Origin of the sequence: Paraburkholderia sp. RL17-380-BIE-A, from assembly GCF_046028085.1 — a bacterium.
GTDB lineage: Bacteria > Pseudomonadota > Gammaproteobacteria > Burkholderiales > Burkholderiaceae > Paraburkholderia.
Genome location: NZ_JARESQ010000012.1, coordinates 119,171 through 145,379 on the forward strand (window position 1 = coordinate 119,171; position 26,209 = coordinate 145,379).

At 62.8% G+C, this 26,209-nt stretch carries 26 protein-coding genes and 1 pseudogene; 18 read left to right on the forward strand and 9 right to left on the reverse strand.

Going from position 1 to position 26,209, the window contains the following annotated elements; translation table 11 throughout:
* Positions 1-254 precede the first annotated feature (254 nt).
* A complete protein-coding gene (gene acnD, locus P0D68_RS21135; protein WP_408299490.1) occupies positions 255-2,852 on the forward strand; it encodes a Fe/S-dependent 2-methylisocitrate dehydratase AcnD in 2,598 nt (865 codons plus the stop codon).
* Between the two features lie 132 nt (positions 2,853-2,984).
* A complete protein-coding gene (gene prpF / locus P0D68_RS21140; RefSeq protein WP_408299492.1) occupies positions 2,985-4,172 on the forward strand; it encodes a 2-methylaconitate cis-trans isomerase PrpF in 1,188 nt (395 codons plus the stop codon).
* A 111-nt stretch (positions 4,173-4,283) separates the two neighbouring features.
* On the opposite strand, the gene P0D68_RS21145 is transcribed toward prpF, so the two are convergent.
* On the reverse strand, positions 4,284-4,460 hold the full coding sequence (locus P0D68_RS21145) for a hypothetical protein (protein WP_177205116.1): 177 nt from the start codon (positions 4,458-4,460) through the stop codon (positions 4,284-4,286).
* Positions 4,457-5,290 (reverse strand): class I SAM-dependent methyltransferase, encoded by an 834-nt coding sequence (locus P0D68_RS21150; protein WP_408299494.1) that lies wholly within the window; start codon positions 5,288-5,290, stop codon positions 4,457-4,459. The genes P0D68_RS21145 and P0D68_RS21150 overlap by 4 nt, the downstream gene beginning before the upstream one ends.
* A gap of 245 nt (positions 5,291-5,535) precedes the next feature.
* Here P0D68_RS21150 and P0D68_RS21155 point away from each other — a divergent pair, with 245 nt between their 5' ends.
* The gene (locus tag P0D68_RS21155) at positions 5,536-6,588 is read left to right on the forward strand and encodes an AraC family transcriptional regulator (RefSeq protein ID WP_091803041.1); all 1,053 of its coding nucleotides are present in this window, start codon (positions 5,536-5,538) and stop codon (positions 6,586-6,588) included.
* Positions 6,589-6,609: 21 nt separating this feature from the next.
* Here the strand turns inward: P0D68_RS21155 and copM are convergent, their stop codons facing one another.
* From copM to P0D68_RS21170, 3 genes are all read right to left on the reverse strand, one after another.
* Positions 6,610-6,996, reverse strand: a complete 387-nt coding sequence (gene copM, locus P0D68_RS21160) for a CopM family metallochaperone (RefSeq protein WP_408186992.1) — start codon at positions 6,994-6,996, stop codon at positions 6,610-6,612.
* Between the two features lie 142 nt (positions 6,997-7,138).
* Positions 7,139-7,336: a heavy-metal-associated domain-containing protein gene (locus tag P0D68_RS21165; protein WP_408299496.1), complete on the reverse strand. Its 198-nt coding sequence runs from the start codon at positions 7,334-7,336 to the stop codon at positions 7,139-7,141.
* Between the two features lie 154 nt (positions 7,337-7,490).
* Entirely contained in the window at positions 7,491-7,757 is a 267-nt protein-coding gene (locus P0D68_RS21170; protein ID WP_408299498.1) for a hypothetical protein, read from the reverse strand.
* Positions 7,758-8,017: 260 nt separating this feature from the next.
* On the opposite strand from P0D68_RS21170, the gene P0D68_RS21175 reads away from it, so the two are divergent.
* The 8 genes and pseudogenes from P0D68_RS21175 to P0D68_RS21210 all read left to right on the forward strand — a co-directional run bounded on the left by P0D68_RS21175 (position 8,018) and on the right by P0D68_RS21210 (position 14,426).
* Complete coding sequence (locus P0D68_RS21175; protein ID WP_408299500.1) at positions 8,018-8,320, forward strand: hypothetical protein; 303 nt, start codon at positions 8,018-8,020, stop codon at positions 8,318-8,320.
* A complete protein-coding gene (locus P0D68_RS21180; RefSeq protein WP_408186967.1) occupies positions 8,317-9,747 on the forward strand; it encodes a TolC family protein in 1,431 nt (476 codons plus the stop codon). Before P0D68_RS21175 ends, P0D68_RS21180 begins: the two co-directional genes overlap by 4 nt.
* 1 nt (position 9,748) lies before the next feature.
* Entirely contained in the window at positions 9,749-11,044 is a 1,296-nt protein-coding gene (locus tag P0D68_RS21185) for a multicopper oxidase family protein (RefSeq protein ID WP_408299502.1), read from the forward strand.
* Between the two features lie 37 nt (positions 11,045-11,081).
* On the forward strand, positions 11,082-11,438 hold the full coding sequence (locus tag P0D68_RS21190; RefSeq protein ID WP_408299504.1) for a copper-binding protein: 357 nt from the start codon (positions 11,082-11,084) through the stop codon (positions 11,436-11,438).
* A 112-nt stretch (positions 11,439-11,550) separates the two neighbouring features.
* Positions 11,551-11,781, forward strand: a pseudogene (locus P0D68_RS21195) (tetratricopeptide repeat protein); the annotation flags it as partial.
* A gap of 126 nt (positions 11,782-11,907) precedes the next feature.
* Positions 11,908-12,867 (forward strand): O-fucosyltransferase family protein, encoded by a 960-nt coding sequence (locus P0D68_RS21200; RefSeq protein WP_408299506.1) that lies wholly within the window; start codon positions 11,908-11,910, stop codon positions 12,865-12,867.
* Between the two features lie 106 nt (positions 12,868-12,973).
* On the forward strand, positions 12,974-13,288 hold the full coding sequence (hmuQ, locus tag P0D68_RS21205) for a heme-degrading protein HmuQ (RefSeq protein WP_091803019.1): 315 nt from the start codon (positions 12,974-12,976) through the stop codon (positions 13,286-13,288).
* Positions 13,289-13,418: 130 nt separating this feature from the next.
* A complete protein-coding gene (locus tag P0D68_RS21210) occupies positions 13,419-14,426 on the forward strand; it encodes a zinc-dependent alcohol dehydrogenase family protein (RefSeq protein ID WP_408299508.1) in 1,008 nt (335 codons plus the stop codon).
* 137 nt (positions 14,427-14,563) lie between these two features.
* On the opposite strand, the gene P0D68_RS21215 is transcribed toward P0D68_RS21210, so the two are convergent.
* Entirely contained in the window at positions 14,564-15,187 is a 624-nt protein-coding gene (locus P0D68_RS21215; RefSeq protein ID WP_408299510.1) for an ABC transporter ATP-binding protein, read from the reverse strand.
* 243 nt (positions 15,188-15,430) lie between these two features.
* On the opposite strand from P0D68_RS21215, the gene P0D68_RS21220 reads away from it, so the two are divergent.
* Positions 15,431-16,741 carry an MFS transporter gene (locus P0D68_RS21220; protein WP_408299512.1) on the forward strand — a complete coding sequence of 437 codons (1,311 nt, stop codon included), beginning with the start codon at positions 15,431-15,433 and terminating at the stop codon, positions 16,739-16,741.
* 3 nt (positions 16,742-16,744) lie between these two features.
* Here P0D68_RS21220 and P0D68_RS21225 read toward each other — a convergent pair whose 3' ends face one another.
* Positions 16,745-17,782, reverse strand: a complete 1,038-nt coding sequence (locus P0D68_RS21225) for a helix-turn-helix transcriptional regulator (protein ID WP_408299514.1) — start codon at positions 17,780-17,782, stop codon at positions 16,745-16,747.
* Between the two features lie 288 nt (positions 17,783-18,070).
* On the opposite strand from P0D68_RS21225, the gene P0D68_RS21230 reads away from it, so the two are divergent.
* Positions 18,071-18,343 (forward strand): hypothetical protein, encoded by a 273-nt coding sequence (locus tag P0D68_RS21230; protein ID WP_408299516.1) that lies wholly within the window; start codon positions 18,071-18,073, stop codon positions 18,341-18,343.
* 829 nt (positions 18,344-19,172) lie between these two features.
* A complete protein-coding gene (locus tag P0D68_RS21235; RefSeq protein WP_408299518.1) occupies positions 19,173-21,077 on the forward strand; it encodes an AAA family ATPase in 1,905 nt (634 codons plus the stop codon).
* Positions 21,078-21,159: 82 nt separating this feature from the next.
* On the opposite strand, the gene P0D68_RS21240 is transcribed toward P0D68_RS21235, so the two are convergent.
* The gene (locus P0D68_RS21240; protein WP_408186976.1) at positions 21,160-21,405 is read right to left on the reverse strand and encodes a hypothetical protein; all 246 of its coding nucleotides are present in this window, start codon (positions 21,403-21,405) and stop codon (positions 21,160-21,162) included.
* Positions 21,406-21,548: 143 nt separating this feature from the next.
* Positions 21,549-22,724 carry an acyltransferase family protein gene (locus tag P0D68_RS21245; RefSeq protein WP_408299520.1) on the reverse strand — a complete coding sequence of 392 codons (1,176 nt, stop codon included), beginning with the start codon at positions 22,722-22,724 and terminating at the stop codon, positions 21,549-21,551.
* Between P0D68_RS21245 and P0D68_RS21250 the strand changes: the two genes are divergently transcribed.
* From P0D68_RS21250 to P0D68_RS21265, 4 genes are all read left to right on the forward strand, one after another.
* A complete protein-coding gene (locus P0D68_RS21250) occupies positions 22,723-22,845 on the forward strand; it encodes a hypothetical protein (protein WP_408186978.1) in 123 nt (40 codons plus the stop codon). The genes P0D68_RS21245 and P0D68_RS21250 overlap by 2 nt on opposite strands.
* Before the next feature lie 111 nt (positions 22,846-22,956).
* The gene (locus P0D68_RS21255) at positions 22,957-23,157 is read left to right on the forward strand and encodes a hypothetical protein (RefSeq protein ID WP_408299522.1); all 201 of its coding nucleotides are present in this window, start codon (positions 22,957-22,959) and stop codon (positions 23,155-23,157) included.
* A 119-nt stretch (positions 23,158-23,276) separates the two neighbouring features.
* Positions 23,277-24,410, forward strand: coding sequence for an OpgC domain-containing protein (locus P0D68_RS21260; protein WP_408186980.1), 1,134 nt, complete (start codon positions 23,277-23,279; stop codon positions 24,408-24,410).
* Entirely contained in the window at positions 24,407-26,077 is a 1,671-nt protein-coding gene (locus P0D68_RS21265) for a tannase/feruloyl esterase family alpha/beta hydrolase (RefSeq protein ID WP_408299524.1), read from the forward strand. The genes P0D68_RS21260 and P0D68_RS21265 overlap by 4 nt, the downstream gene beginning before the upstream one ends.
* The last annotated feature ends 132 nt before the right edge of the window (positions 26,078-26,209 follow it).

Below are 26,209 nucleotides of genomic sequence, written 5' to 3' on the forward strand. Positions count from 1 at the left end.
GGCAAGTGTTCGACCTTCATTGCGTCTCGAGAGCGCGGCGCAATGAAATTGGGCCTTGGCTCGCTGGAACCCCGAGCCAAGGCTGTTTTTTGCGGCGTATTCGTGTGAGTGCCGGCAAACCCGGCCCGCACGCTGCCGCGAGCTAAACTACACGTACCTGACTGGCCCGCCAGGGAAGCGCTAAAAGAGGGGCAGCTGACTGTGATCGGCCGCCGCCATCGTTCCCGGATCATTACTGTTTTGTCCCCTACGCCATGAATACCGCAAACCGCAAACGCCTTCCCGGCACCCAGCTCGATTTCTTCGACACGCGTGCCGCCATCGACGCCATTGCGCCCGGCGCGTACGACAAGCTGCCGTACACGTCGCGCGTGCTGGCGGAGAACCTCGTGCGCCGCTGCGATCCCGTCACGCTCGTCGCGTCGCTCAAGCAGATCATCGAACGCAAGCGCGATCTGGATTTCCCGTGGTTCCCGGCACGCGTGGTCTGTCATGACATTCTTGGCCAGACTGCGCTGGTCGATCTCGCTGGTCTGCGCGATGCGATCGCCGCGCAAGGCGGCGACCCTGCCATGGTGAATCCGGTGGTGCCGACCCAACTCGTGGTCGATCATTCGCTCGCCGTCGAGTGCGGCGGGTTCGATCCGGACGCGTTCGCGAAGAATCGCGCGATCGAGGATCGCCGCAATGAAGACCGCTTCGACTTCATCAACTGGACCAAGCGCGCGTTCAAGAACGTCGACGTGATTCCGCCGGGCAACGGCATCCTGCATCAGATCAACCTCGAGCGCATGAGCCCGGTGGTGCAGGTGAAAGACGGCGTGGCATTCCCCGATACGCTGGTCGGCACCGACTCCCATACGCCGATGGTGGACGCGCTCGGTGTGATCGCGGTCGGCGTGGGCGGACTCGAAGCGGAAAGCGTGATGCTGGGCCGCGCTTCGTATATGCGCCTACCGGATATCGTCGGCGTGGAACTCACCGGCAAGCCGGCTGAAGGCATTACCGCGACCGACATCGTGCTCTCGTTGACCGAATTCCTGCGCAAGGAAAAAGTGGTCGGCGCGTACCTCGAGTTCTACGGTGCGGGCACGGCCAACCTGACGCTCGGCGATCGCGCGACCATCGCCAACATGGCGCCGGAATTCGGCGCCACGGCCGCGATGTTCTATATCGACGAACAGACCATCAAGTATCTCAAGCTCACCGGCCGCGACGACGAACTCGTCAAACTGGTGGAAACGTATGCGAAGGAAACCGGCCTGTGGGCGGACAGCCTCAAGCACGCCGAATACGAACGCGTGCTCACGTTCGATCTGTCCACCGTGGTGCGCACGCTGGCCGGTCCGTCCAACCCGCACCGCCGTCTGCCGGTGTCGGAACTGGCGGCGCGCGGCATCAGCGGCAAGGTGGAGAATGAACCGGGCCTGATGCCGGACGGCGCGGTGATCATCGCCGCGATCACGAGCTGCACGAACACCAACAATCCGCGCAACATGATCGCCGCCGGCCTGCTGGCGCGTAACGCGAACCGGCGTGGACTGACGCGCAAGCCGTGGGCGAAGACCTCGCTCGCGCCTGGCTCGAAGGCGGTCACGCTGTATCTGGAAGAAGCCGGTCTGCTGCACGATCTGGAGAAGCTCGGCTTCGGCGTGGTCGCGTATGCGTGCACGTCGTGCAACGGTATGTCCGGTGCGCTGGATCCGGCGATCCAGAAGGAAATCGTCGAGCGCGATCTGTATGCGACTGCCGTGCTGTCGGGCAACCGCAACTTCGACGGCCGCATTCATCCATACGCGAAGCAGGCTTTCCTGGCATCGCCGCCGCTGGTGGTGGCGTATGCGATTGCGGGCACGATCCGCTTCGACATCGAGAAAGACGTGCTCGGTATCGATGCCGACGGTCATGCCGTCACGTTGAAGGACATCTGGCCGTCGGATGCGGAGATCGACGCGATCGTGGCGTCGAGCGTGAAGCCGGAACAATTCCGCAAGGTGTACGAGCCGATGTTCGCGGTCACGGTCGACACGGGCGAGAAGGCCAGCCCGCTGTACGACTGGCGCCCCATGAGCACGTACATTCGCCGTCCGCCGTATTGGGAAGGCGCGCTTGCCGGTGAGCGCACGCTCAAGGGCATGCGCCCGCTCGCCGTGCTGGGCGACAACATCACGACCGACCACCTGTCGCCTTCCAACGCGATTTTGCCGAACAGCGCCTCGGGCGAGTATCTGGCGAAGATGGGCCTGCCGGAAGAAGACTTCAATTCCTACGCGACTCACCGCGGCGACCATTTGACGGCACAGCGCGCCACCTTTGCGAACCCCACGTTGAAGAACGAGATGGTGGTCGAAGACGGCAAGGTGAAGGCGGGTTCGCTGGCGCGCATCGAGCCGGAGGGCAAGATCACGCGCATGTGGGAAGCGATTGAAACCTACATGGAGCGCAAGCAGCCGCTGATCGTGATCGCCGGGGCCGATTATGGCCAGGGGTCGTCGCGCGACTGGGCTGCGAAGGGCGTGCGTCTTGCCGGCACGGAAGCGATCGTCGCCGAAGGGTTCGAGCGCATTCACCGCACGAATCTGGTGGGCATGGGCGTGTTGCCGCTGGAATTCAAGCCGGGGGTGAACCGGCTCACGCTCGGTATCGACGGCACGGAAACTTTCGACGTGATCGGCGAGCGCAAGCCGCGCGCGGACCTCACGCTGGTGATTCATCGTAAGAACGGTGAGCGTGTGGACGTGCCGGTCACGTGCCGGCTCGACACGGCCGAAGAGGTTTCCATCTACGAGGCCGGCGGCGTGCTGCAACGCTTTGCGCAGGACTTTCTCGAATCGACGAAAGCGGCGGCCTGAGGCTGCCCGGTTTTCAGATCGTTTGAAGCAGCGAACGTTTTAACGCGGAACAGGGCGCTACGGTGCGGCATGCCGTACGCCCTGCACGAAGTCCCTCCAGGGACCGTCCGCCTACATCAGGACACGACTTTCATGGCCCACCAACCCCAGATCAAGATTGCCGCCACCTACATGCGCGGCGGCACCAGCAAAGGTGTGTTCTTCCGCTTGCAGGACCTGCCCGAGGCCGCTCAGGTGCCGGGCGCCGCGCGTGATGCGCTGCTCATGCGCGTGATCGGCAGCCCCGACCCGTACGGCAAGCAGATCGACGGCATGGGCGGCGCGACCTCGAGCACCAGCAAGACGGTGATCATCGCCAAAAGCAGCCGGCCGGATCACGACGTGGATTACCTGTTCGGGCAGGTGTCGATCGACAAGGCGTTCGTGGACTGGAGTGGCAATTGCGGCAATCTGTCGGCCGCCGTGGGACCGTTCGCGATCAGCGCGGGTCTTGTCGACCCGAGCCGGATTCCGCGCGACGGCGTGGCGACCGTGCGCATCTGGCAGGCCAATATCGGCAAGACGATCATCGGTCATGTGCCGATGACCGATGGCGCCGTGCAGGAAACCGGCGATTTCGAACTCGACGGCGTCACGTTTCCGGCTGCCGAAGTGCAACTCGAATTCATGGATCCGGCTGCGGAAGAAGAGGGCGCGGGCGGTTCGATGTTCCCGACCGGCAATCTCGTGGACGACCTCGAAGTGCCGGGTGTCGGCACGTTGAAGGCGACCATGATCAACGCGGGCATTCCGACCATCTTCGTGGATGCGGAATCGATCGGCTACAAGGGTACGGAGTTGCAGGACGCCATCAATAGCGACGCAAAAGCGCTGGCGATGTTCGAGACCATTCGCGCGCACGGCGCGCTGCGCATGGGACTGATCAAGCATCTCGACGAGATCGCGACGCGCCAGCATACGCCGAAGGTCGCGTTCGTCGCGAAGCCGGCCGACTATGTGGCGTCGAGCGGCAAGCGCATTGGGGCGGGCGATGTCGATCTGCTGGTGCGGGCGATGTCGATGGGCAAGCTGCATCACGCAATGATGGGCACGGCCGCGGTCGCGATCGGCACGGCGGCGGCGATTTCCGGCACGCTGGTGAATCTCGCGGCAGGCGGCGGGGCGAAGCAGTCGGTACGCTTCGGGCATCCGTCGGGGACCTTGCGGGTGGGTGCCGAGGCGAGCGAGAGCGGCGGCGAGTGGACGGTCAAGAAGGCGATCATGAGCCGCAGCGCGCGCGTGTTGATGGAAGGGTGGGTGCGGGTGCCGCAGGAAAGGTGAGGCGGCCGGCGCGAGCGCGCCGATTCGCCGCTCAGGTGTCCAGAGTGCGAAAGTCCGGCTTCGTCTGGAAAGCACGAAGCCGGAAAAACGGGTTGGATGAAATGGCGAAGCCTAAGACATCAGCCCGATGCTGGCGAGAACGAACCGAAGGCCGAAGAAGCACACGGACGAAAAAAGCGGCAGGCCGAAAGCCACCGTGACACACCGCAGGCCGACCACGCTGAGCGTTGGCCATCGATTGAGGGTGTAGACCGCCGCGCCGGCCAGTGCGCGGCTGATCCCGTTCACAGCCGCTCCATGACGACCTCGAGATACTCGCTGGGCAACACGAGTGTCTCGTCGCCGGAACGGTTGCCGTTTGCCAGCAGCGTCATCAGGTCGAGCTGGAAGGCGGCCTGCCGTTCGGCATCCATCGCGGCGAATGCCTTGTTGACCGGGCCGTAATATGTCCGGAATACCTCGATCCAATGCGCCGGTGAGCGGTAACGGAACGTGAATTCACGGCTCTTTGCAGCGACGGGCTTCGCGCTCCCGTGAAAGAGCTCGTCGAGCCGCGCCCTGGTGCCCCACAACGCGGGCGACTTGAGGCCGGGCGGCGGGGGCAGATACTTGCCGATCGTTTTGAACACCTGCCCGATGAAGCTCTCGGGCGTCCAGTTCGCAAGGCCGATTTTGCCGCCCGGCTTGCACACCCGCGCCAACTCGCTTGCCGCCCTCTCCTGATTCGGCGTGAACATGACGCCGAAGGTCGAGATGACGGCATCGAACGAGGCGTCGGCGTAGGGCAGCGCTTCGGCGTCCGCTTCGCGAAACCGCACCGCGGTGAGACCTTCCGCTCGCGCCCGAGCCTTCCCCGCTTCGAGCAGCGAGGAGACATAGTCGGTCGAGGTGACGTCGCACCAGCGGCGTGCAGCGGCAAGCGTGGCGTTGCCGTTGCCCGCCGCGACATCGAGCACGCTGGTGCCGGCGCGCAGATCGAGCGCCTCGCACAGGTTTTCGCCGACGATCTGCAGCGTCGTGCCGACGACCGCATAGTTGCCCGTTTCCCACGCGACGTGCTGGCGCGCTTTGACATCGGCAAATGCGGAGGTTTGCGAAGAAGACTGGACTTGTGACATGGAAATGCTCCTGAAAATTTTTTTGTGCAATGCAAGTTGATCTCGTTGCGCGAAGGCTTTCAGCGTCGCTATGAATTCATGGGGCGCCTCCTTAATTGCGTTTAAGTATTCGATACATTCAAGATTCCTTAGCATCGTTGTAAGGAATTCGCATGGGTGCTAGTATCGTTACGCGTGTTGAATCGATGAATGACCAGGCGTCCAGATCTTTTGCGCAGGACGCCGAAGTTCATGGGCACACATCCATGGATGCTCTCTCCAACGTTCTTCGCCTCGTTCGCCTGGGCGGCGCGGTGTATCTAAACGGCCACTTCACTGCGCCCTGGTGTCTGTTCGGCCAGGCGGACGCAGCGCTGTGCGGCAGTTACCTGCCACGAGCCGAACGTGTCGTCTCCTATCATCTGATCACCGAGGGAAGCTGCTGGGCGGCACTCGCGGACGATCCCGAGTCCGCCATTTACGTCAATGCCGGCGAACTGCTCGTCGTTCCGCAAGGCGAATCGCATCTGCTGGGCAGTTCACTCGACGTCACGCCCGGACCGACTGCCGAACTGCTCGAGAGTCAGTTGCGCAATTCGCCGGGGCAGTTGATGACGCTCAACTATGGCGGCGGCGGCGACAGTACGCGTCTGGTGTGCGGCTTTCTCGCTTGCGACGACACGTTGAGCAACCCGGTGCTGTCCGCGTTGCCTCGCCTCTTCAAGGTCGACATGCGCAATGATCCGCAGTCCGCGTGGCTTGAATCTTCTTTGCGGTTCGCCACGGCCGAGGCGGCGGAGTGGCGCGTAGGCAGTGCGCTCGTGCTTGCGCGGCTATCGGAGCTGCTCTTCGTGGAGGCGGTGCGGCGCTGCATCGACGCGCTGCCGGCCGATCGAAAGGGCTGGCTCGCGGGTGTGGGGGACAGGTTTGTCGGCCGGGTGCTGGCCATGATGCATACGCAGCCGGCGCATGCGTGGACCGTGGATGAGCTTGCCCGAATGGCGGGGTTGTCACGCTCCGCGCTGGCGCAGCGGTTTACGCAGTTGCTCGGTCAGCCGCCAATGCAGTATCTCGCCCACTGGCGTTTGCAGGTCGCCGCGCAGGAGTTGCGCGGCGGGACGAAGTCGGTGGCGGAGGTGGCGGATCAGGTGGGGTATGAGTCGGAGGCGGCCTTCAATCGCGCTTTCAAGCGGGAGTTCGGGATGCCGCCAGCGGGGTGGAGAAAGAGCCGGGGCGAGATGGCGAGTGCCGCGGCGGGTGCCGCCGGCGCGAGCGCGGTAGATTGCTACAGCGAACCCTTTAGCGGCAACCCGATGTGAAGGCGCCAATACTCCGTGCGCTCATTTCACGCCATGCTTCGCCTGCCATTTTTTCATGAACGCGATCTCATCGTGCTGTGCCTTGATGATGTTGCTCGCCAGCCGCTTCAGTTCCGGATCCTTGCCGTATTTCAATTCGACCTGCGCCATTTCGATCGCGCCCTGATGATGCGGAATCATGTGAGCGACAAAGTCCTTATCGGCGTCGCCGGTGTAGTCGGCGCTCATGTCCTGCATCATTTTGTCGTCGGCGGCTTTGAAGGCTTGCGTCGACTTGCCGCCGGCTGAACCGGACATATCCATGCCGGGCATGGACGCCGGTTGCTGGGCATGGACGGGCGCGGCCGCAACGGCAAACGCAAAGCCGCCTAACAGGCAGAGAGCACGAAAGGCGCGAAGGTTTTTCATAGTAGATTTCCGTTGGGAAAAAGTTGTCCCGATCGACGCTGCTACCGGAAAGCGGAAGTGGGCGCGTGTGCTCCCACCGCGTTCCCGGCGGCTATCCGGCGTCGATCTGGTCCGGCGATCGAGCGATTGGGCGATCAGCCTATCAGGCTTTCAGTGACGGATGAAATCCCGCCGCCTCGATGGCCTCGATGAATTGCTCGGGCGCCAGCGTCGACGTGACCTTGACGATTTTAACGGGCACATCGACATCGAGCCGGGCAGCCGGGTCGAGACTCGTGACAGCACGCGTGATGGCGTTGGCGCATCCGCCGCACGACATGTCCGGGATGTTGAATTCCATGTCCTACCTCCAATAAGAAGTCATGGCTCGAGCGTGGACCTTCCCACGGCGGTAAGGTCAAGCCTCTTTTTTTGTGACTGGCTGAAGGGAAATCACTGCACCAAAAGCGTGCGCGCGACGTCGTCCCTGCCTTACGATTTTCCAGAACCGCATGCTAGACTCCGTTCCCATGTCTTGCTGGCGCAAATTCTTCGTCGTGTTGCTGCTCGTGCTGAGCCTCCCGGTTCAGTCGTTCGCGGCCGTCTCCATGAAATGCGAGCCCTCGCATTTCATGGGTGAAGAGATGTCTGCGCACGACGAGCATAGGGGGCCAATGGCCCAGCATCACGATCAAGCCGGCATGATGGCCGATCAGGCCGACAATATCGCCGGTACTCATCTTCAGCATCACGACGGCGGGGGCAGCGAGCATCACGCGCATGCGTGCTCCGCCTGCGCGTCCTGCTGTTTCGGCGGCGCGTTGCCCATCACGCCGGTCGTGTCCCTGTCCGCTAACGCGGTTCATTTTGCTGTTCCCCTGCCTCCCGCCGTGCGTGTCGTGTCGTTTCTGACTGACGGCGTCGAACGGCCTCCCCGAACCTCTCTCGTCTAGATCTTTCGCAGCCCTGTGCTGCGGTGTTCCATTTTGTCTCGATGGCGGCCGTGTGTCGTCCGTCGAGGCGGACTACGACGAGACTATCCATGCGAATGTTCATTGCGGCGCTGCTCGGCGCGGCGGCATGTCTGCCGGCGCTCGCGTTCGCCGCGCCCCTATTTCCCGACCCGGCGAATGCCGCGGCATCCGTGCCTGCGCTCGAGGTGCCATCTGCATTGGCCGGCTATCGGCCGCACCGCGACCAGCCGTCACCAGGTTGGCAGGCGCTCAATCGCGCAGTGACCGATCCAGCCGATGGCGCTGGAAAGCGCCACGCTTCGATGCACTCGGGCGTCACAGATGCCGAAGGCGACGGCCACGGTGCTCACCACGCGGAGGCAGCAAAATGAGGCCGCGCCTGCTTCCTTCCGCCGGCGCTGTTTCCATCGCCATTGCCGTGTCATGGCTCGCCGGCTGCACGACGTTTTCAAAGGACGGCGGGTTCGACACCGTGTCGACGGTGGCCTCCGCGCGGATCGGCAAAGACGCCGTGTTGATAAAAACGGATGACGACCGAAACACCGTAGCAAGCCGCACGCAAGCGTTGCTCGCCACACCGCTCAGCATGGACGACGCGCTCCAGATCGCGCTCCTGAACAACCGTGGCCTGCAGGCGTCGTACGGCGAACTCGGCATTGCCGAAGCGGACCTCGTTCAGGCAGGACGCCTGCCGAATCCCGGCTTTTCGTTCAGCCGCACGCACGGTGGCGATGACCTGAGTATCAGCCGCACTTTCACGCTCGGCATGCTGAGGGTACTGACCATGCCGCTGGTGACGCGCATCGAGAGCCGCCGTTTCGAGCAGACTCGCCTGCTCACCGCGGACGCCATGCTCAAAGTCGCAGCCGACGCCCGGCGCGCCTATATCCTCGCAGTCGCCGCAGGGCAATCGGCGATGTACGCGGAGCAGGTGAAGGACGCGGCCGAGGCCGGCGCCGAACTCGCTTCGCGCATGCAGCAGGCCGGCCATTTCAGCAAGCTCGATTACGCGCGCGAGCAGGCCTTTTACGCTGAAGCGATGGCGCAGGTAGGAAGAGCGCGACAGCAGTCAGTGTCCGCGCGAGAAAAGCTCACTCGCGCGATGGGACTCTGGGGTTCCCAGGCACAGTACACGCTGCCTGAGCGCCTGCCCGATCTGCCTGCCACGCGCCCCGAGTTGCACGATCTGGAAACCTTCGCGATGCAGAACCGGCTCGACATTCAGGCCGCGAAGCTGCAAACGCAAAGTGTCGCCAGCGCACTCGGCTTGAGCAAAGCGACGCGTTTCATCAACGTGCTGGATGTCGGCTATCAGAACAATTTCACGACTTCAGACGGCCGCCAGCAGGGCTATGAGATCAGCGTCGAGATCCCGCTGTTCGACTGGGGCAGCGCCAAAGTGGCGCGAGCCGAAGCGATCTATCTGCAGTCGGCGAATCGTGTCGCCGAGACCGCGATCAACGCGCGCTCCGAAGTGCGCGAATCGTATTCGGCCTATGTGTCCGGCTACGACCTCGCGAAGCACTATCGCGACGAAGTCGTGCCGGTCCGCAAAACCATCTCCGATGAACTGCTGCTTCGCTACAACGGCATGCTGGTCAGCGTGTTCGAACTGCTCGCCGATTCGCGCGAGCAGATCGGCGCGGTGAATAGCGCAATCGATGCGCTGAAGGACTTCTGGCTCGCGCAAACCGATTTGCAACAGGCGCTCGGCGGCCGTCTGCCAGTTGCTACGAGCGCGACGCCGCTCGCCTCCACGACGCAGCCGGCGTCGTCCACTGAATTGGAAGGTCAATGACATGGTGTCACGTCGACATTTTATCGGCGGCTCGGGAGCCGCTTTGTTAGGCGCCGCGCTGGTCAGCAAGGCTGGCGCCGCGTCGCTGCCCGAAGCGCCCAGCATGGCCTCGGCCGCGATGCAGGCACCGCGCGCGCCGTCGAATGGCCGGCCGTACACGCCGGTCGCCACACTCAACGGATGGTCGCTGCCGTGGCGCATGAAAAACGGCTGGAAGGAGTTTCATCTGATCGCCGAGCCGGTGGTGCGCGAGTTGGCGCCGGGCATGAACGCGAACCTGTGGGGTTACAACGGCCAGGCGCCGGGGCCGACCATCGAGGCCGTTGAAGGCGACAAGGTGCGCATTTTCGTGACCAACCGGCTGCCGGAGCACACCACGGTCCACTGGCACGGCATGCTGCTGCCGTGCGGTATGGATGGCGTGGGCGGGCTCACGCAGCCGCACATTCCGCCAGGCAAGACCTTCGTCTATGAATTCGGTCTCGAGAGGCACGGCACCTTCATGTATCACCCGCACGCCGACGAGATGGTGCAGATGGCGATGGGCATGATGGGCCTGTTCATCGTTCATCCGAAAGATCCCGGCGCGATGCCGGTGGACCGCGACTTCGCGTTCATCATGTCGGCCTACGATATCGATCCGGGCAGCTTCACGCCGCGCGTGAACGAGATGACCGACTTCAATATGTGGACATGGAACGCGCGCGTGTTTCCGGGTATCGATTCGTTGCCGGTGCGCGCGGGCGATCGCGTGCGGATTCGCGTCGGCAATCTGACGATGACCAATCATCCGGTTCATCTGCACGGCTATCACTTCGAAGTGGTGGGCACGGACGGCGGCTGGATTCCGCCTTCCGCGCGCTGGCCCGAGGTGACGGCCGATGTCGCGGTCGGGCAGATGCGCGCCATCGAGTTCACGGCGAATCGTCCGGGCGACTGGGCGTTCCATTGCCACAAGTCGCATCACACGATGAACGCGATGGGGCATCAGGTTCCGAACATGATCGGCGTGCCGCAGAAAGACCTGGCCAAACGCATCAACCGGCTGGTGCCCGACTATATGGCGATGGGCAGCACAGGCGGCTCGATGGGCGCGATGGAGATGCCGCTGCCCGACAACACGCTGCCGATGATGACCGGCACCGGGCCATTCGGTGCGCTCGAAATGGGTGGCATGTTCACGGTCGTGAAAGTGCGCGAGGGGCTAGGGCGCGACGACTACCGCGATCCGGGCTGGTTCAGGCATCCCAAAGGAACGGTGGCTTACGAATACACCGGCGAATTGCCGGACGATTGATGTCGTGCAGATTGTGATGAACTAAGGAGAGTGTGAGATGAAGAACGTATTAGTTTCGATGGCGATGGCGATGGCTTGCATGGTGACGGTTCCCGTTTCGGCATATGCGGCGGATGAGGCGAGCCACGCGGCAGCGGCCGCGGATGGCGCTCAAGCGGGAGGCCAGGCGAAGGCCGGCATGTCGCATGGCGAGATCAGGAAAGTGGATGCGGCTGCCGGTAAGCTGACCATCAAACATGGTCCTTTGGAAAACCTCGGCATGGATGCGATGACCATGGTGTTCAAAGTGAAGGATTCGGCAATGCTCTCGCAGGTCAAGCCTGGTGACAGAATCGACTTCGTCGCTGAAGAGGTGGACGGGGCGCTGACGGTGGTGAAACTGGAGAAGCGATAAAACGCGAGGCGTGATCGGCCGTTTCGGAACGGTCCTACAGTTCGTGCGCTACCTGCCGTTGGCGCTCGAACGGTTCGCGCGTGTCGGCTACATTTGTCCGCCCTCATTGCGGCTCGCGCATCTGGCGGCGGCAATGGGCAAGCCGGTGTGGCTGCTCAACCGCTTTGCCGGCTGCTGGCGCTGGTTGCGCGATCGTGACGACAGCCCCCGGTATGCGAGCGTGCGGCTTTTCACGCAGACGCGACGAGGTGACTGGAGCGGCGTGCTGGAGCGCGTTGCCGAAGCGTTGCGTCAGGCGAGCGCCTCATCTCGCGGGAAGTCTTACCGAGCCTTTGTGCGGTAGCTCACCAAGTCGAGCCGAACTTACTCGACCCGAAGTTTTGAGATGTTATGCTCGGGCGTCGTGACTTTCATCGTGCACAGACGCGGACGATTTCAAAGAATACCTAGATTCCATTAGGAGCCGGGCATGCTGAGAAAAGTGGTCGATCGGGCGAAAAAGATCCGGCGCAGCGAGGGGTTCAAGCATTCCGTGGCCACACCGCGTCGCATTTCACTTCATGCTACACAGCGTTTGAACAGGGGCATTTTTGCCATCGAAATTCAGGAGAACTCTGGTTTCTTCTCCGTGATGCAGATGGTCCTGTTTATCCTGATGTACTGCGACGAAAAATGTCTGACGCCGTCCATCAGTGCTCGCGGTGGGCTCTACGGCGACCCTGAAGGAAAGATCGACTGGTTCTCGGCCTTCTTTGATTCCATGCATGGCGAGGCTACGGCGTTGCTGACGCACAGGGTGAGAAAATCGACGGTTCGTGACCTGGTCCAGCTAGGATTTCGTCAACGCTATGAGGCGCGGCTTCAACTCACGAGCGCCAGCGAGCTATTCTTCGCGCATTACCGGCCCGCCGGCCACATTCAGGACGAAGTCGACGCGATCTGCCAGCAACTCGAAATTGGCACGTCGACGCTCGGTGCGCATTTCAGAGGCACGGACAAAACGCTGGAAGCAATCCCGGTTTCGTGGGGCGATTTCTGCCGCCACATAGAAACGACGCTCGCGGAAAACCCGCACCTGAGCAACGTTTTCGTTTCAAGCGACGAACAGGCGTTTCTCGACTTCTTCGTTGCCTGGCCGTTTCGCAAGCCGGTCAAGGTGGCTCCCGCGAAATTGCTCGCGAGCGGAAATACGCCGGTGCATTTCAGCGGCTATCCTGGGCTCGACATCGGCCGCGAAGCGCTGGTCTCCAGTCTCCTGCTATCGCGTTGCGGGTATCTCGTGAAGACGCCTTCGTATCTGTCGGCGTGGTCCAGAATATTCAACCCGTCGCTGCCGGTGAAACTCGTGTCGCCGCCGCGGCCGGATGCATTCTGGTTTCCCGACAGCCGACTCTGGCTCGAACAGGTCGCGCAGGACAAAGCGGCCTGAACGCGGGCGCATTCTGCTGTCTCGCAGTCGTCACATGAGTAGGAAGAATGACGGGCATATAATCAAAAGTCCGCGAGACCTATCGTGATTGCAAAGAGGCTTCAGCATGTACATTGCCATGAACCGTTTCAAAGTGACGCCCGGATCCGAAACCGCTTTCGAGCATCTCTGGACCACGCGCGATACACACCTGAAAGAGGTGCCGGGTTTCGTGGAATTTCATCTGCTGAAGGGACCGCAGAAGGAAGATCACGTTCTGTATTCCAGCCATACCATCTGGAAGGACTACGCGTCTTTCGAGGCGTGGACGAAATCCGAGGCGTTTCGCGCCGCGCATCGCAATGCCGGTGGAGACAATCGTGTGCTCTATCTCGGGCATCCGGAGTTCGAAGGGTTCGAGGTCATTCAGACCGTCAAATGAACGCATGAGCGCGGCTATCGCGCTGGCGCCTGCGCACGCGAGCACGTGCGCAGCGTGCTTGCGGTATTCTTTTGCGAGTCACTCGCGCCGGCGCGTCACGCGCCAGCGCAACTCACAGAGGAACGAACGCATGAAAGCCGTCAAAATCGGGTCGCCCGCCACTGTAGCCAATCTTCAGGTTGTCGATATTGCCGACCCCGGTCAACCCGGGGCGGGCCAGATTCGCGTGCGCATTCACGCGAACTCCCTGAACTTTCACGATTACGGCGTGGTGAGCGGCAATTTGCCGGCTGAAGCAGGGCGGATTCCGATGGCGGACGGCGCGGGTGTGGTCGAAGCAGTCGGCGCGGGCGTTTCGGAATTCAAGGCGGGCGATCATGTGGTGTCGTGCTTCTTCCCTTTCTGGGAAAACGGGCCGCCCGCCACTGCTGATTTCACGACCACGCCGGGCGACGGCGTGGACGGCTATGCGCGCGAAGCCGTTGTGCTGCCGAGCCGCTACTTCACGCATGCGCCGCGCGGCTATAGCCATGCGGAGTCCGCCACGTTGACTACCGCCGGGCTGACCGCATGGCGCGCGCTCGTCGTGGACGGTCAGTTGAAGGCCGGCGACACGGTGCTCGTGCTCGGCACGGGCGGCGTGTCGATTTTCGCCTTGCAGATAGCCAAAGCGATGGGGGCTTCGGTGATTGCCACGTCTTCGTCGGATGAGAAGCTGGTTCGCCTGCGCGCGCTGGGTGCCGACCATACGATCAACTATCGCGACAATCCGGAATGGGGCAAGCAGGTCCGCTCGCTGACCGGCGGGCGAGGTGTCGATCACGTGATCGAAGTCGGCGGCCCGGGGACTTTGCCGCAGTCGATCACCGCTTGCCGGATCGGCGGTCATATTGCGCTGATCGGTGTGCTGACCGGACGGGCGGGGCCGGTGCCCACCGCGGCGTTGATGGCGAGGCAGCAGCGCCTGCAAGGCTTGATCGTCGGCAGCCGCCAGGATCAGCGCGATATGATCCGCGCGCTCGAAACGACCGGCATCAAACCGGTGATCGATAGCACGTTCGCTCTGGAGAAGCTCGGCGAGGCGTTCGCGCACGAGGCATCCGGGGCGCACTTCGGGAAGATTTGCGTCGCGGTTTGAGTGTTGCGCGTGCGGCGTTGTGCGTGCGTTAGAGAAATCCGCGAGCGCGCATGCAGACCCGCATGCAGACCCGCTTGCCGGCTCCGATCGCTTTGATCGCGGCGCGACACGGTGGCGTGGTCGCATGCAGGCGCGTCTTAGCCGCGCCCGCCGAGGTCGGCGAAACTCACGCTGCGCGCTTCGCACGCGTCGGTAAAGACTGTGTCGTAGCTCGAGAAAAACACCGTGCGCGTTTGCGCGAGAGTCTTGAACAGGTCGACCAGTACGGCGCGTGCAGCGGCGTCGAGTCCGCCGACGGGTTCGTCCGCAAGCAGGACCCGGGTCTCGCCGAGCACGGCTGCGGTCAGGAAAATCTTCTTGCGCGTGCCGAACGACATCTGTTCGAACCGTTTGTCGAGATGCGGCGTTAGACCGAAGCGGTCCGCAAGTTCCAGGGTGGTGTTGCTCACCGCGGTGTTTCTCGCCGCTGCCACGTTGCGCAAGTACTCGCGGCCGGTTTGATCCGGATAGGTCATGCAGTCTTCGGGCACGTAGGTGAGCACGGATTTCGCGGCAAGCGGTGCGGTGCGCAGCGAATGACCGCCGAGCCACACCTCGCCGGCGTCGGGCTCGATCATGCCTGCGAGGATGCCTATGAGTGTCGACTTGCCGCTGCCGGATTCATCGTTTAACGCTACGCATCCGGACGCAATGTCGTCATGCAGCTCCTGAAAGATGAGGCGCTCGCTGTAGCGCTTGCTGAGGTTTTCGAATCGAAGCATGGGTTGGAGCGTGTAATAGGGTGTCTTTTGCAGCTTGGCGTTGCGCAAGTGTAGCAGCGTGAGACATGGCCGCTACCGCGTCGTGAGCCACGCCGCGAGGCCGCGCGTCAGTGCGTGGAGGACCGGAGATCTGGAAGAACTGGCGTCATGCCGTAAAGTTGCGTCCTGTCGGGCCGATAAAACAAGCGCTTCATTTTCTTCGCCAGCTTCCCGAATAACTCGACGAATTATCAACTGCAACTCATGCACACCGCTGCCAGCAATGCGGCTCCACTGTCGCGCGCCGAACTCGGACGTATCGTCACTGCCATCGTGATCGGCAATGGTTTCGTTGCTTACGACTTCACCGTCTATAGCTTTTCGGCCGTTGCGATCGGCAATCTGTTCTTCCCGTCGCACGATCCCGCGTCGTCGCTGTTGCTCTCGCTCGCCACCTTCGGCGCGGGCTTCGTCATGCGCCCGCTCGGCGCGATCATGATCGGCCACATTGCCGACAGCCGGGGCCGCAAAGCCGGCCTCACGGTATCACTCACCTTGATGACGCTCGGCACATGGCTGATCGCATGCCTGCCGGGTTACGCGTCGATCGGGCCGGCAGCGCCCGTGCTGATGGTGCTCGCGCGCCTGATGCAAGGGCTTGCGGCAGGCGGCGAGATCGGCCCGGCGTCGGCGTCGCTAATGGAGTCGGCCGGCTACCGGCACCGCTGCTTCATGGTGAGCTGGCGCGGCGCGAGCCAGGGCGCGGCCGCTTTCGCCGCCGCGCTGGTGGGGGCGAGCACCACGGCGCTGCTGTCGCCCGCCGCCATGCAGGCATGGGGCTGGCGCATTCCGTTCGTGCTGGGCGGGCTGATCGGCCCGGTCGGCTGGTACCTGCGGCGCCGCATGCCGGCGGCCGCGCCGCAGCAGCGCACGCGGCTCAGCCCGCGGCGTCTGTTCGCGGAGCACACGCGCCCGCTCGTCTGCGGCCTGCTGATGATGGCGGCGCCTTCGGTGAGCATTTACGTCACCGTGTTCTACATGCCGGCCTATCTGGTCCGCACATTGCACAGGCCGCCGACTATCAGCCTTCTCACGGCCTGTCTGTCCGGTGTCGTGATTCTCGTGGTGACGCCGCTGATCGCACTCGCGGCCGACCGTTTTGCGAGCCGCAAGACGCTGCAATACGTATCGCTCGCGGCGTCGCTGGCAGTGGCCTGGCCCGCGTTCTGGGCGCTAACCCACGGCGCGGGCAACCTCGCGTCGCTCGTGATCATCACGGCTTACGTGGCGCTCGCGGTGAACAACGCCGGCGCCGCCTCGGTGCTGATGATGGAGGCGTTTCCCGCCCACCGGCGCGCGGCCGGACTGTCGGTGATCTACAGCTTTGGGGTGGTCCTGTTCGGCGGATTTTCGCCGTTCCTGGTGACGTGGCTCATCAACCGGACCGGTGATCCAATGGTGCCGGCGTGGTATCTGATGGGCGCTTCCGTGCTCACGCTCATCGCGTTGAAGGCTTTCCCGGAAAAGGCGGTGACGGATGCCTGCGCCGCCTGCGCCTCGCCGCCGCCTGCCTGAGCGCTAGGCCGGGTTGCGCAATTGCTGCAGGTCGAACGCGCGGGCGCGCAAGTCCTGCGGGCTCATGTCGAAGGCGCGTCGAAACGCGCGGGTGAAGTCGGAGGCGCTCTGAAAACCGAGTCCAAAAGCGATTTCCGCCACCTGGAGGTGCGGATAACGGACTAGTTCGTCTGCCGCCTCCCGCAGACGGCGATGGCGGATATACGCGCCAAGGCCGCCCTCGTGCTCGAACCAGCGATAGATCGTCGCCCGTTTCAATTGCAGTGCCTGGACCACACTGGTCGGTGTGAGGTCGCCCTGATGCAGATTGACCTCGACATAGCGGCGTATCCGGCCCATTACCGCAGCTTGCAGCGCGGCGCGGCCCGTGCCGCTCAAGTGCGCGTCCTTGCGAAACGCGGCCACCAGTAACTGCGCGCCTGCGTGCAGCGCGCCGATGGCGCCGGCCGCGTCGAGCCTTGGAATGTCGCGAGCGAGCGCCGCCATGTGATCGAACACGACACCGGTGAGCGGCGAGCCTTGCTGAACGATGCGGCCATGGATAGCCGCGCCGTCGCGCAATTGCTCATCCACGAGCGCGGCCGGTACGAACACGCTCAGCACCCGGCATTCCGGGCGTTCCACGCGAAACGGCTGGTTCAGGTCGAACGCGACGATGCCCCGCACCGAACCCGGCGCGCTGCGCTTTTTGTGCATGCCGGTCACATGGCCGACTTCCCCTTCCAGAAAGAGGTGAAACACGTAATCGCGCCGCGAGTCGGTGGACACGCGGGCCACCGAGCGTTCCAGCAGCATCGAATCGGTGCTGCAGTCCGTGAACACCATGCCGCCGGTTGCGTATAAATCGATTTCACCGCGAAATCCCCCTGCAACCTGGGCCTTCGAGGGCGGCGCGTCGACCACATGACCCACACGCTGGCGCCACGCCAGAAACTGTTCGTCGGGCGCCAATCCGCGCGTGCTGAAACGGCTCGTCGAAATGACGGAGCGCGAGTCGGCGGCGGCCGCGGCCAGATGTTGCGGCAGTGAGCGCTGATTCATGAATCGGTTGCTGGGACGAGGCGTGCGGTTTCGGCGAGCAGGCGCAATGCATGGAGATACGGTTCGCCGCCGCCCGAAATTGAGACGGATGGTCAAGCCTAACAAAAAACCTGCATTAATGTTACGTGATTAGATGCGGAACGTTTTCGCAGACGGCGCGGCACGCAGTGATTCACCGCCTCCGTTGCTGGAATCGCATCCGCACGAAGAGAGAGCGCCGATCCGCTATCCGCGAAGCGCGGCGCGAAGGTCACGCTTTGCCAGCAGGCAATTCACGGGATATCGACGATGAGCGGCACGAACAGGCAACCGACCGCGCGGCGTCCGGCCAGTCTGGTGGACAGCCAACTGCAACATCTCGAGAACGTGATGCAGTATGTGACGCGTGGGGACGCGTCCAGCGGGCTGCATTCGCTCGACCATGAGTATTGGGAAAATCGCATTCGCGCGCTGGAAGATACTTACGAGCTGATCGCCGCCCAGCGGCAACGCGTGGCGAAACTGCTGGAAAGACTCTCGCGTGATGCCCGGATTGCGATAAAGCCGCGCACGGCCGCCTGAGCCCTGGCCAAGAACAAAAAGCACGCAGACCGGGGTTGCGCAGAGGAGGACCAGATCGATGCATTTGAGCGTCGGCAATAAAAATCGAAGAACCTGAGAGAAAGCGGCGAGGATGCGAACGGGCCTGCAAAGGCCCGTTCGCACATCCGCCCAGCCTTACCTGGATTGACCATCTGCGGCGCGGCTCCGTGCGGGCAGGTCGACCATTTCGCTCGCGAGTCGGTGAACGCGTTTCGCCATGCGTGCTTAGCGTTCCGCGTGTTCTGAACCAATCCCTCGCGAACAACACCCTTTTTCAGCACCCCCGCTGGTCTCACTTGCTCGCCCAACCTATTCAGTTGCAGCGGAGAGCGGTCCATTCTGCACACCCGCGCTTAATCGCGAATCGAAGCGCGACGATGCGGTCAGACAACGCGTGCCATCGTCGCTCACTCCGGATACCCTGAAAAAAGGGCGCTACTGTAATTCTGACCGCTTTTAATTAGGGAGCGGTTAATTGTAGGTATGCAGAATACGCAACGAATTTAGCGCTGATAAACTGTGCGCCGGAACAGCATTTGCCAGCAGCGCGCGCAGTGCCTGTTCCCCACAATCCGGCGGCTCGAATCGCCGGATAGACGGTAGAACTAGGCTTTTTCCGCGATTTGGAAGAAACGGCGGCACCGCATACTTGAGTGTATGCACGCTGTTAAAAGGGACGTATGGTTGGGTGTCCTGTCCTCTGATCACGCACGGTGTCGTCCTTAGTCGATTCCCCTCCGCCAACCTCTGCCCATCTGACTTTGACAAGTATCGGGGCTCGTTTTGGGCCCGTTTTTGGAAGTGACTCATGAAGCCGGGAAAGAACTCGCTTGGTAAAAGACGCACACGCACGATCGTCATTTCGGTGTGCGCGGCACTCATTGCGGGGTTGCTCGCATTCGGCGTGTGGCGTTACCAGCAGCGCGCGGCGCAAGTCGCGCCGGCGCTGACCGGTGTCGCAAACCAGATGCGCCATGATGCTTCGGCATGGACGCGCGAAGAGAAAGACGCCTCGCAAATGCTGCGCGACATTCGCGACGCCAAAGTCGCCGCGGTCGGCGTGAGTCCGAACGCGATTCTGATCTCGAAGCGCGACGGCACGAAATACTTCGTCACCGACCACAACGCGACCTTCTCACACGCGCTTCTGCTCGGCGAACCCAAGTCCGACGAGGCCGCCACCTATCAGCTCGTCTGGCTTCCCGACGCGGATATTCTCTCCGCCGGCTCACGCTGGGCACAACTTTTCGATCAGACTCGCGACGTCATCAGCTTGCTGCTTCCGCTGTTGTTGATCGGCGGTATGGCATGGTTCATGCGGCGCGAAATGCGCGGTGGCGCGGGGCTGCTCGACACGGCGCCGGCGCTGCGTTTCGACGACGTGATCGGCGCGGCCGAAGCGAAGACGGCACTCGCGGACATTCGCAGCTATCTGTCCGATCCGAAGCAGTTCACGTCGATGGGCGTGCGCGCGCCGTGCGGCATTCTGATGGTGGGCGGACCGGGCGTCGGCAAGACGCGGCTTGCTCAGGCGCTGGCGGGCGAGTGCGGCGCGAACTTCATCTCGATCACCGGCAGCTATTTCAGTGCGAAGTACTACGGCGTCGGCATCCAGAAGGTCAAGCATCTGTTCGAACTGGCGCGCAAGAATGCGCCCACGGTGATCTTCATCGACGAAGCGGACGGCCTCGCCAAACGCACGGATACGGGCAGCGGTCCTGTCGAAGCCGAGAGCAACCGCATCATCAATCAGTTGCTCGCGGAGATGGACGGTTTTGCTTCGAACGAAGGGGTGATCATCGTCGCGGCGACCAATCACCCCGACAATCTGGACGAGGCGTTGCGCCGGCCGGGCCGCTTCGATCGCACCGTGCAGGTCCGTTTGCCCGACCGCGAAGATCGCGCGAAGATCTTCCGCTTCTACGCGCAGAAACTGAAATCGAAATCCGCCGACATCGACTATGACCAGTTGGCGCGCCTGACTACCGGCCTGTCTCCGGCAACGGTCGCGATGGTGGTCAATCAGGCGGGGCTCGTCGCGCGCAAATGCGGCGACACCGAAATTGCCTCGAAGCATTTCATGGAGGCGATCAAGATTGCGCGCATCGGCGACGTGAGCGGCGCCGAGCGCGCGCTGAGCGAAGACGAGCGCACGCGTATAGCCGTGCACGAAGCAGGGCACGGTCTCGTCGCCGCGCTGCTGGGTACGGGCGTGCTCGAGGAAGTCACGATTCTGCCGCGCGGTGGCGCGTTGGGTGTCGCGCTCATTACCAAAGCGCAGGACAAGCACCTGTATCGCGAGACCGAGATCCGCAATGAAATCCAGGTTTTGCTCGGTGGCCGCAATGCTGAAATTCTCACGTTCTCCGAAGCATCGAGCGGCGCCGCCTCGGATCTGCAGGAAGCGTCGCGCATCAGCCTGGATATGGTGTCGAAATTCGGCTTCAACAGCGACGGCGATCTGTTCAGTCTGGCGGCACTGCCGTCACAATATGCAGGCTTGCAGATGAAGAGTGCGATCGAACACGCGAACGTGCTGCTCAAGGAGTTGAATGAACTGTGCTTCGGGCTGTTGCATGCCTACGAGCCAGTGCTGCGCGCCATTGCGGACGAACTGCTCGAGCAGGAGACCGTTCCCGGAGAAACCGTGTACCGGTTGATCAGGGAACACAAAAACACGCTGAAGATCGTTCACGAACCGGAGGCTGCGTGAACGGTTGACTCGCTGAGCAGCGCGTGACTCATACGGGCGGCGCCATCAATTGGCTCCGCCCGTTGTCGTTTACCGGCCTGCGCTACGCAAAATCCGACGGACCCGGCGGCGGCACGCCTGGAGGCGTATCAGTGTCGCCCAACGCTGCGTCCTCGGCTTCCTCGGCAGGCGGAAGTACCTCGCCTTTTTTCGGCAGCGGTTGATCGAGACCCGGTTCGACCGGTGTGGGAATTGCGTCGCCGATCGGTTTGGACACCTCGGTGGGCGGGCCGCCTGGGTCTTCTTCGGCGTGGCGCTCGGGCTCGTGCTCGTTCGGGGAATTAGCCATGATTGCCGCAAGGGCTCTCCGGTTGGTGAGTACCCACCATGTGCAGCAATACGCGTACCACGGCCAGTTTGAGGGGGGCGAGCCGCTTGCTATCGGCACCCTCACAGCCTTGGCCGGCCGGCGAAACGCAAGGCATGGCGGCCTCAGGCCGCATCCGACGCGGCGCGGTCATCCGTCAAGGAACGCTCGACTCGCTCATGACGGGACGGCGGCGCAGGCTGCGTGTGTGACGACGCTGGCGCGCGCGGTGTCTTCAAACGCAGGATCGGTTCTTCGATCAGCCGCCAGGACAGAACGGCCATGGCGAGCGAGATTGCAAACGACCCTGCGATGCCTGCGACATGCGCCCACAAGGGCACCGTGCCGCCGAAGAGCGCTTCGGCGTGATGGTTGCGAGTCAGGTCGGGGATCAGGTTGTGATAGAGGTAGAAGCCGTAGCTGATTCTCCCGAAGCTCACCAGCCAGTTCGCTTCGAGCAGGCCGATAACGACCGCATTGCGGCAGCACGCAATCGAACACACCAGCGCCGCGATGCACAGGCCGTACGCGGCGCTGATCAGGGTGAACAGCACGGGGTTGCCCACCTCGCTCCACGTCGGCTCGGTCGCGCAGAAAGCCACTAGCCCCAAGCTCAATGCGAAGAGCGTCGCGCCGTGCCCGAGCCATGCCCGCAGCCGGCTCTCCTTTCGCGCGATCATCAGGCCGCCGATTCCACCCAAGGCCAGCAGCCAGAAGTTCGTGAGCGGGTGCGTATAGATGGTGATGTCCTGCCAATGCGCCGCGCGCATCGCCATGAGCGAAACAAGCCCGGTCGCAACGATCACGAGGCACGCCGTGAGATGCCGTCTAACGGCGAGCAGCAGCAATAGCGGTGCGAACACGAGATAAAACTGCTCCTCGATCGCGAGGCTCCACAAATGCGAGTAGCGTCCCGGCCAATAGTGCAGCACGGAGCCGATCCAGATGTTCGACAGATAAGCGAGATGAAACGGCATGCCGCTCGCCAGTTCGGGACTCGCCATGCCGAACGCCATCAGGGCGCACATTACCAGCAGCATCAGGTAGTAAATCGGAAAAATGCGCAGGGTCCGGCGAAATAGAAAGCGCTTTAATTCAGCGCCGAATCGACTAACGCCGGTTTCAATGCGCGTGCGTTGCGCGGACAGAATGCCGATGATCAGAAATCCGCTCAGCGCGAAAAAGATCCATACGCCGAGATGGCCGATTTCGCCGATATCGCCGAACAGTCGGTGTTGAAAAAAGACCATCAGGACCGCGATCGCACGCAGTCCGTCGAAGCCGGCAATTCTAGTGTTCATGTGGTCGTCTTCCAGTGCGAAGGTGGCGCGCGTGGCGCGGCCGTTCTGGGCGGTAATGGAAGGACCGGAGCGCTCCACCGACGCTAAGGTCGGCCGTGGCGAAGAGAAGGCGTCGCAATGACGCGCAACGCGCCTGCCGATCGCGGATCGGCTGAGCGCGTGTCCGGTCCACATGAGTGGCCGCCGTCGAATGGTGGCATCGCTCAAAGCGCGCGATGTCCGACGGGCGTGCATGAAACCATCCTACGATGAAAAAAAGCGAAAAAAATCGCGCATCGCATTCAGCGATTTATTTTCTGCGTCCATTACCGATCGCATTCGCGCCCGGCGATTTAAAACCGCAAATCTTGCCGCAAACCGATTTCGTGACGACTCAGTATTACCGCATGCCGACAGCCGAATTTCAGATTGCCGCTATGCGATTCGAAATTAAAGGCGTCTTGTCAGCGCGCGCCGATCTACTCTGCGGCGCCGGCAGGAACGTTTTATTGTCATGGTGTTCCTACGAAAAACGGCGTACCGCCTGCGTGCGCCCATCTTGCGAGAACCTGAATGGAAACCCGTCGCGGCCACTCCGGAGGAAGTCCTCCCGGGGGACGTTCGATCGAAGTGGATTTCTTCCGCGGCGTCGTGCTGATCGTCATCGTGCTGGACCACATTCCCGGCAGCACACTCTCTCATCTGATGCTGCACGCTTATGCGCTGTGCGATTCGGCGGAAGTGTTCGTGTTTCTCGGCGGCTATGCGTCGGCGGCAGCTTATACGGCCGTGCTCGCGGGCCGCGGCGAGAGCGCGGCGAAGATGCGCTTTGTGCGGCGCTGCTGGGAAATCTACCGCGCCTATCTGTTGACGGCTGTGCTGACGCTGCTGTCCGGTGCCGTACTCGCGACGCTGAACCTGAACCGTCCCATGGTCGACCTCACCGGCTGGGCGCCTTTCGCGCTCCAGCCGCTGCGCGAGGCGCTCGATATCATGCTGCTGCGGCGCCAGCCTTATCTGTCGAGCGTGCTGCCCATGTATGTGATCTTTGCGATATGTGTGCCGTTCGCGGTGCCGCTGGCCCGCCGTTCGTCGCTCATGGCGCTGGGCTTGAGCGTGGCGATCTGGGCGCTCGCGCGGCCGCTGGCCGCGTTATTCAGCATTGACGACGTGGCCGACTGGGCTTTTAATCCGTTTGCGTGGCAACTGATGTTCGTGCTCGGGATTCTTTGCCGGGTGCAGCCCGTCAGCGAGCGCTTTCATGCGACCCGCACCGCCCGTTGGTGCACGCGGGGCGCGGTGTTGGCGGCGCTGACATTCGCTATCGTCAAACTCTTCGTGCTGACGCAACCTTTGCCCGGCACGTTTAAACAGAATCTTTCTCCCGATCGCGTGATCAACTTTATCGTCATTGCCTGGCTCGCCGCGCAGTTCGTGCGCATGGGCAGCATCGCGTGGCTCGCACGGCGGCTGCCCGCCGTGGTCACGGTCGGCCGCACGGGGCTGGTGTGTTTCGTTGCGGGCACACTGGTGTCCCTGATCGTCGATACGGCCACGCCGCATACATTCCATGGCTTTCGCGGCGTGCTGATCGGATTGGGCGGCGATCTCGTCGCCATCGGCGCCGTGCTGATGATCGCGCGCGGCTGGAGCGGCTGGAAAGGGCAGCAGGCTCGCGCGGCCGCCAACGGCGCGGGTTGCGGATGAGGTCGCGCTGGGCCTCCGTGCGTGTCACGCGGAATTCGCGCGCGGCGATTCAGGTTGTCGGCGCGCTGCTGTGGCTCGCCGCTCACGAGGCGTGTGCCGCGCCGAAGGAAGCCCCGCTCGCCATGCGCTGCGCGGAATTCGCGGGCGCGGTTCTGCCGCCCGAACTCATTGCGTTGCCGAGCGCCGGTGTGCAGATCGAAAGCGCGGCGATGGTCAGCGCCACCGCGCCGGGCAATCAGCAGGGCGGCGAGTATTGTCGTATCACCGGCCGTATCAAGGGCGTCAAAGCCACCACCCCCGACATCCGTTTCGATCTGAATCTTCCGCGCCGCTGGAATGGCCGCGCGCTGCAGATCGGCGGCGGCGGTTATAACGGCGTCGTGGTGAGCGGCACCGGCGTGATGCCGTTTTCGCCGAACCGCGCGCCGCTCGCGCAAGGCTACGCAACCTTCGGCGACGACTCCGGACATGTGGGCGATTCGTCGGTTGCGGTGTTCGGCCTCGTCGATGAGGCCGTTACGAACTTCGGCTTTGCGCATCTGAAGAAGACGCACGATGCCGCGCTTGCGCTGATTGCACGCGCCTATGGCCGGCCGCCGCAACGGATGTATTTCGCCGGCGGCTCGACCGGCGGCCGCGAAGGCTACACCGTGATGCAGCGCTTTCCCGACGATTACGACGGCGTGATCGCCAATTCGCCCGCGCTCAATTTTTCCGGCGTGCGTCTGCTCGGCGTGAAACTCGGCCAGGCGGAATACAGCACGCCGGGCGGCTTCATTCCGCCGTTGCTGCTCGAACACGTCTATCAACGCTCGCTCGCCGCGTGTGACGCACTCGACGGCGCGGCGGACGGGATTGTCAGCGACGTTGCCGCATGCCGGGAGCGCGAAGCGCAAATCATCGACTCGCTGCGCTGCGCCGGGCGTGCGCCGTCGCACGATGACTGCCTCACCGACACGCAACTTTCCACCTTGCTCGTCATGCGCGACGGGCTGTCGTTGCCCTACCGTCTGGCTTGGGACGTGAACGGCTATAGCGGCTACAACATTTTTCAGGGCACGCATCTGAGCGGACTGCTCGGCCTTGCGCATCAGGCGGAGCGCTTGCCGGTGCCGACATTCTTTGCCAACGGCTACCTGTTCGCGCAGGGCGACGGCTATATCCGCTATTTCGTCGCGCGCGATGCCGGCTTCGACTCGCTCAGGTTCGACCCGCAACATCCTGGAAAATACCGCGCGCAACTGGTCGCGTTGTCGCAGACGATCGGCGCGATGAATCCCGACCTCTCGCGCTATATTGCTCGCGGCGGCAAGCTCATTACGCTGCAAGGCCTCGCCGACGAAGTCATCAGCCCGAATCAGACCATTCGCTACTACGACACTTTGATCGATCGTTTCGGCATCGACCAGGTCAACAATTTTATGCGCTTGTACATGGTGCCAGGATTCCAGCACGGCAGCGGCGTATTCATTCCTTCCGTCGATCTGCTGGGCGCGCTCGATAACTGGGTGACGCGCGGGGCATCACCTGAAACGCTGACGGCAACCGATATCGCTCCGGCGACCAATGGACGCTCGCGTCCGCTGTGCCGCTATCCGCTGTTTCCGCGTTATGTCGGCAAGGGCAATGTGAATCTGGCCAGCAGCTTCGCATGTGCCGAGCCGTGAGCGGACGTCTTGCAAAAAGCGCTGCGGAAATTGAAAGGCCGGGGTGCATGCGCAGCGAGCCCGCTGCATGAGCGTGTGATTCCGCGTTCGCAAAGAGAAGGGCGGCGGCGCCTCGCATCGGCGCTGCCGCCC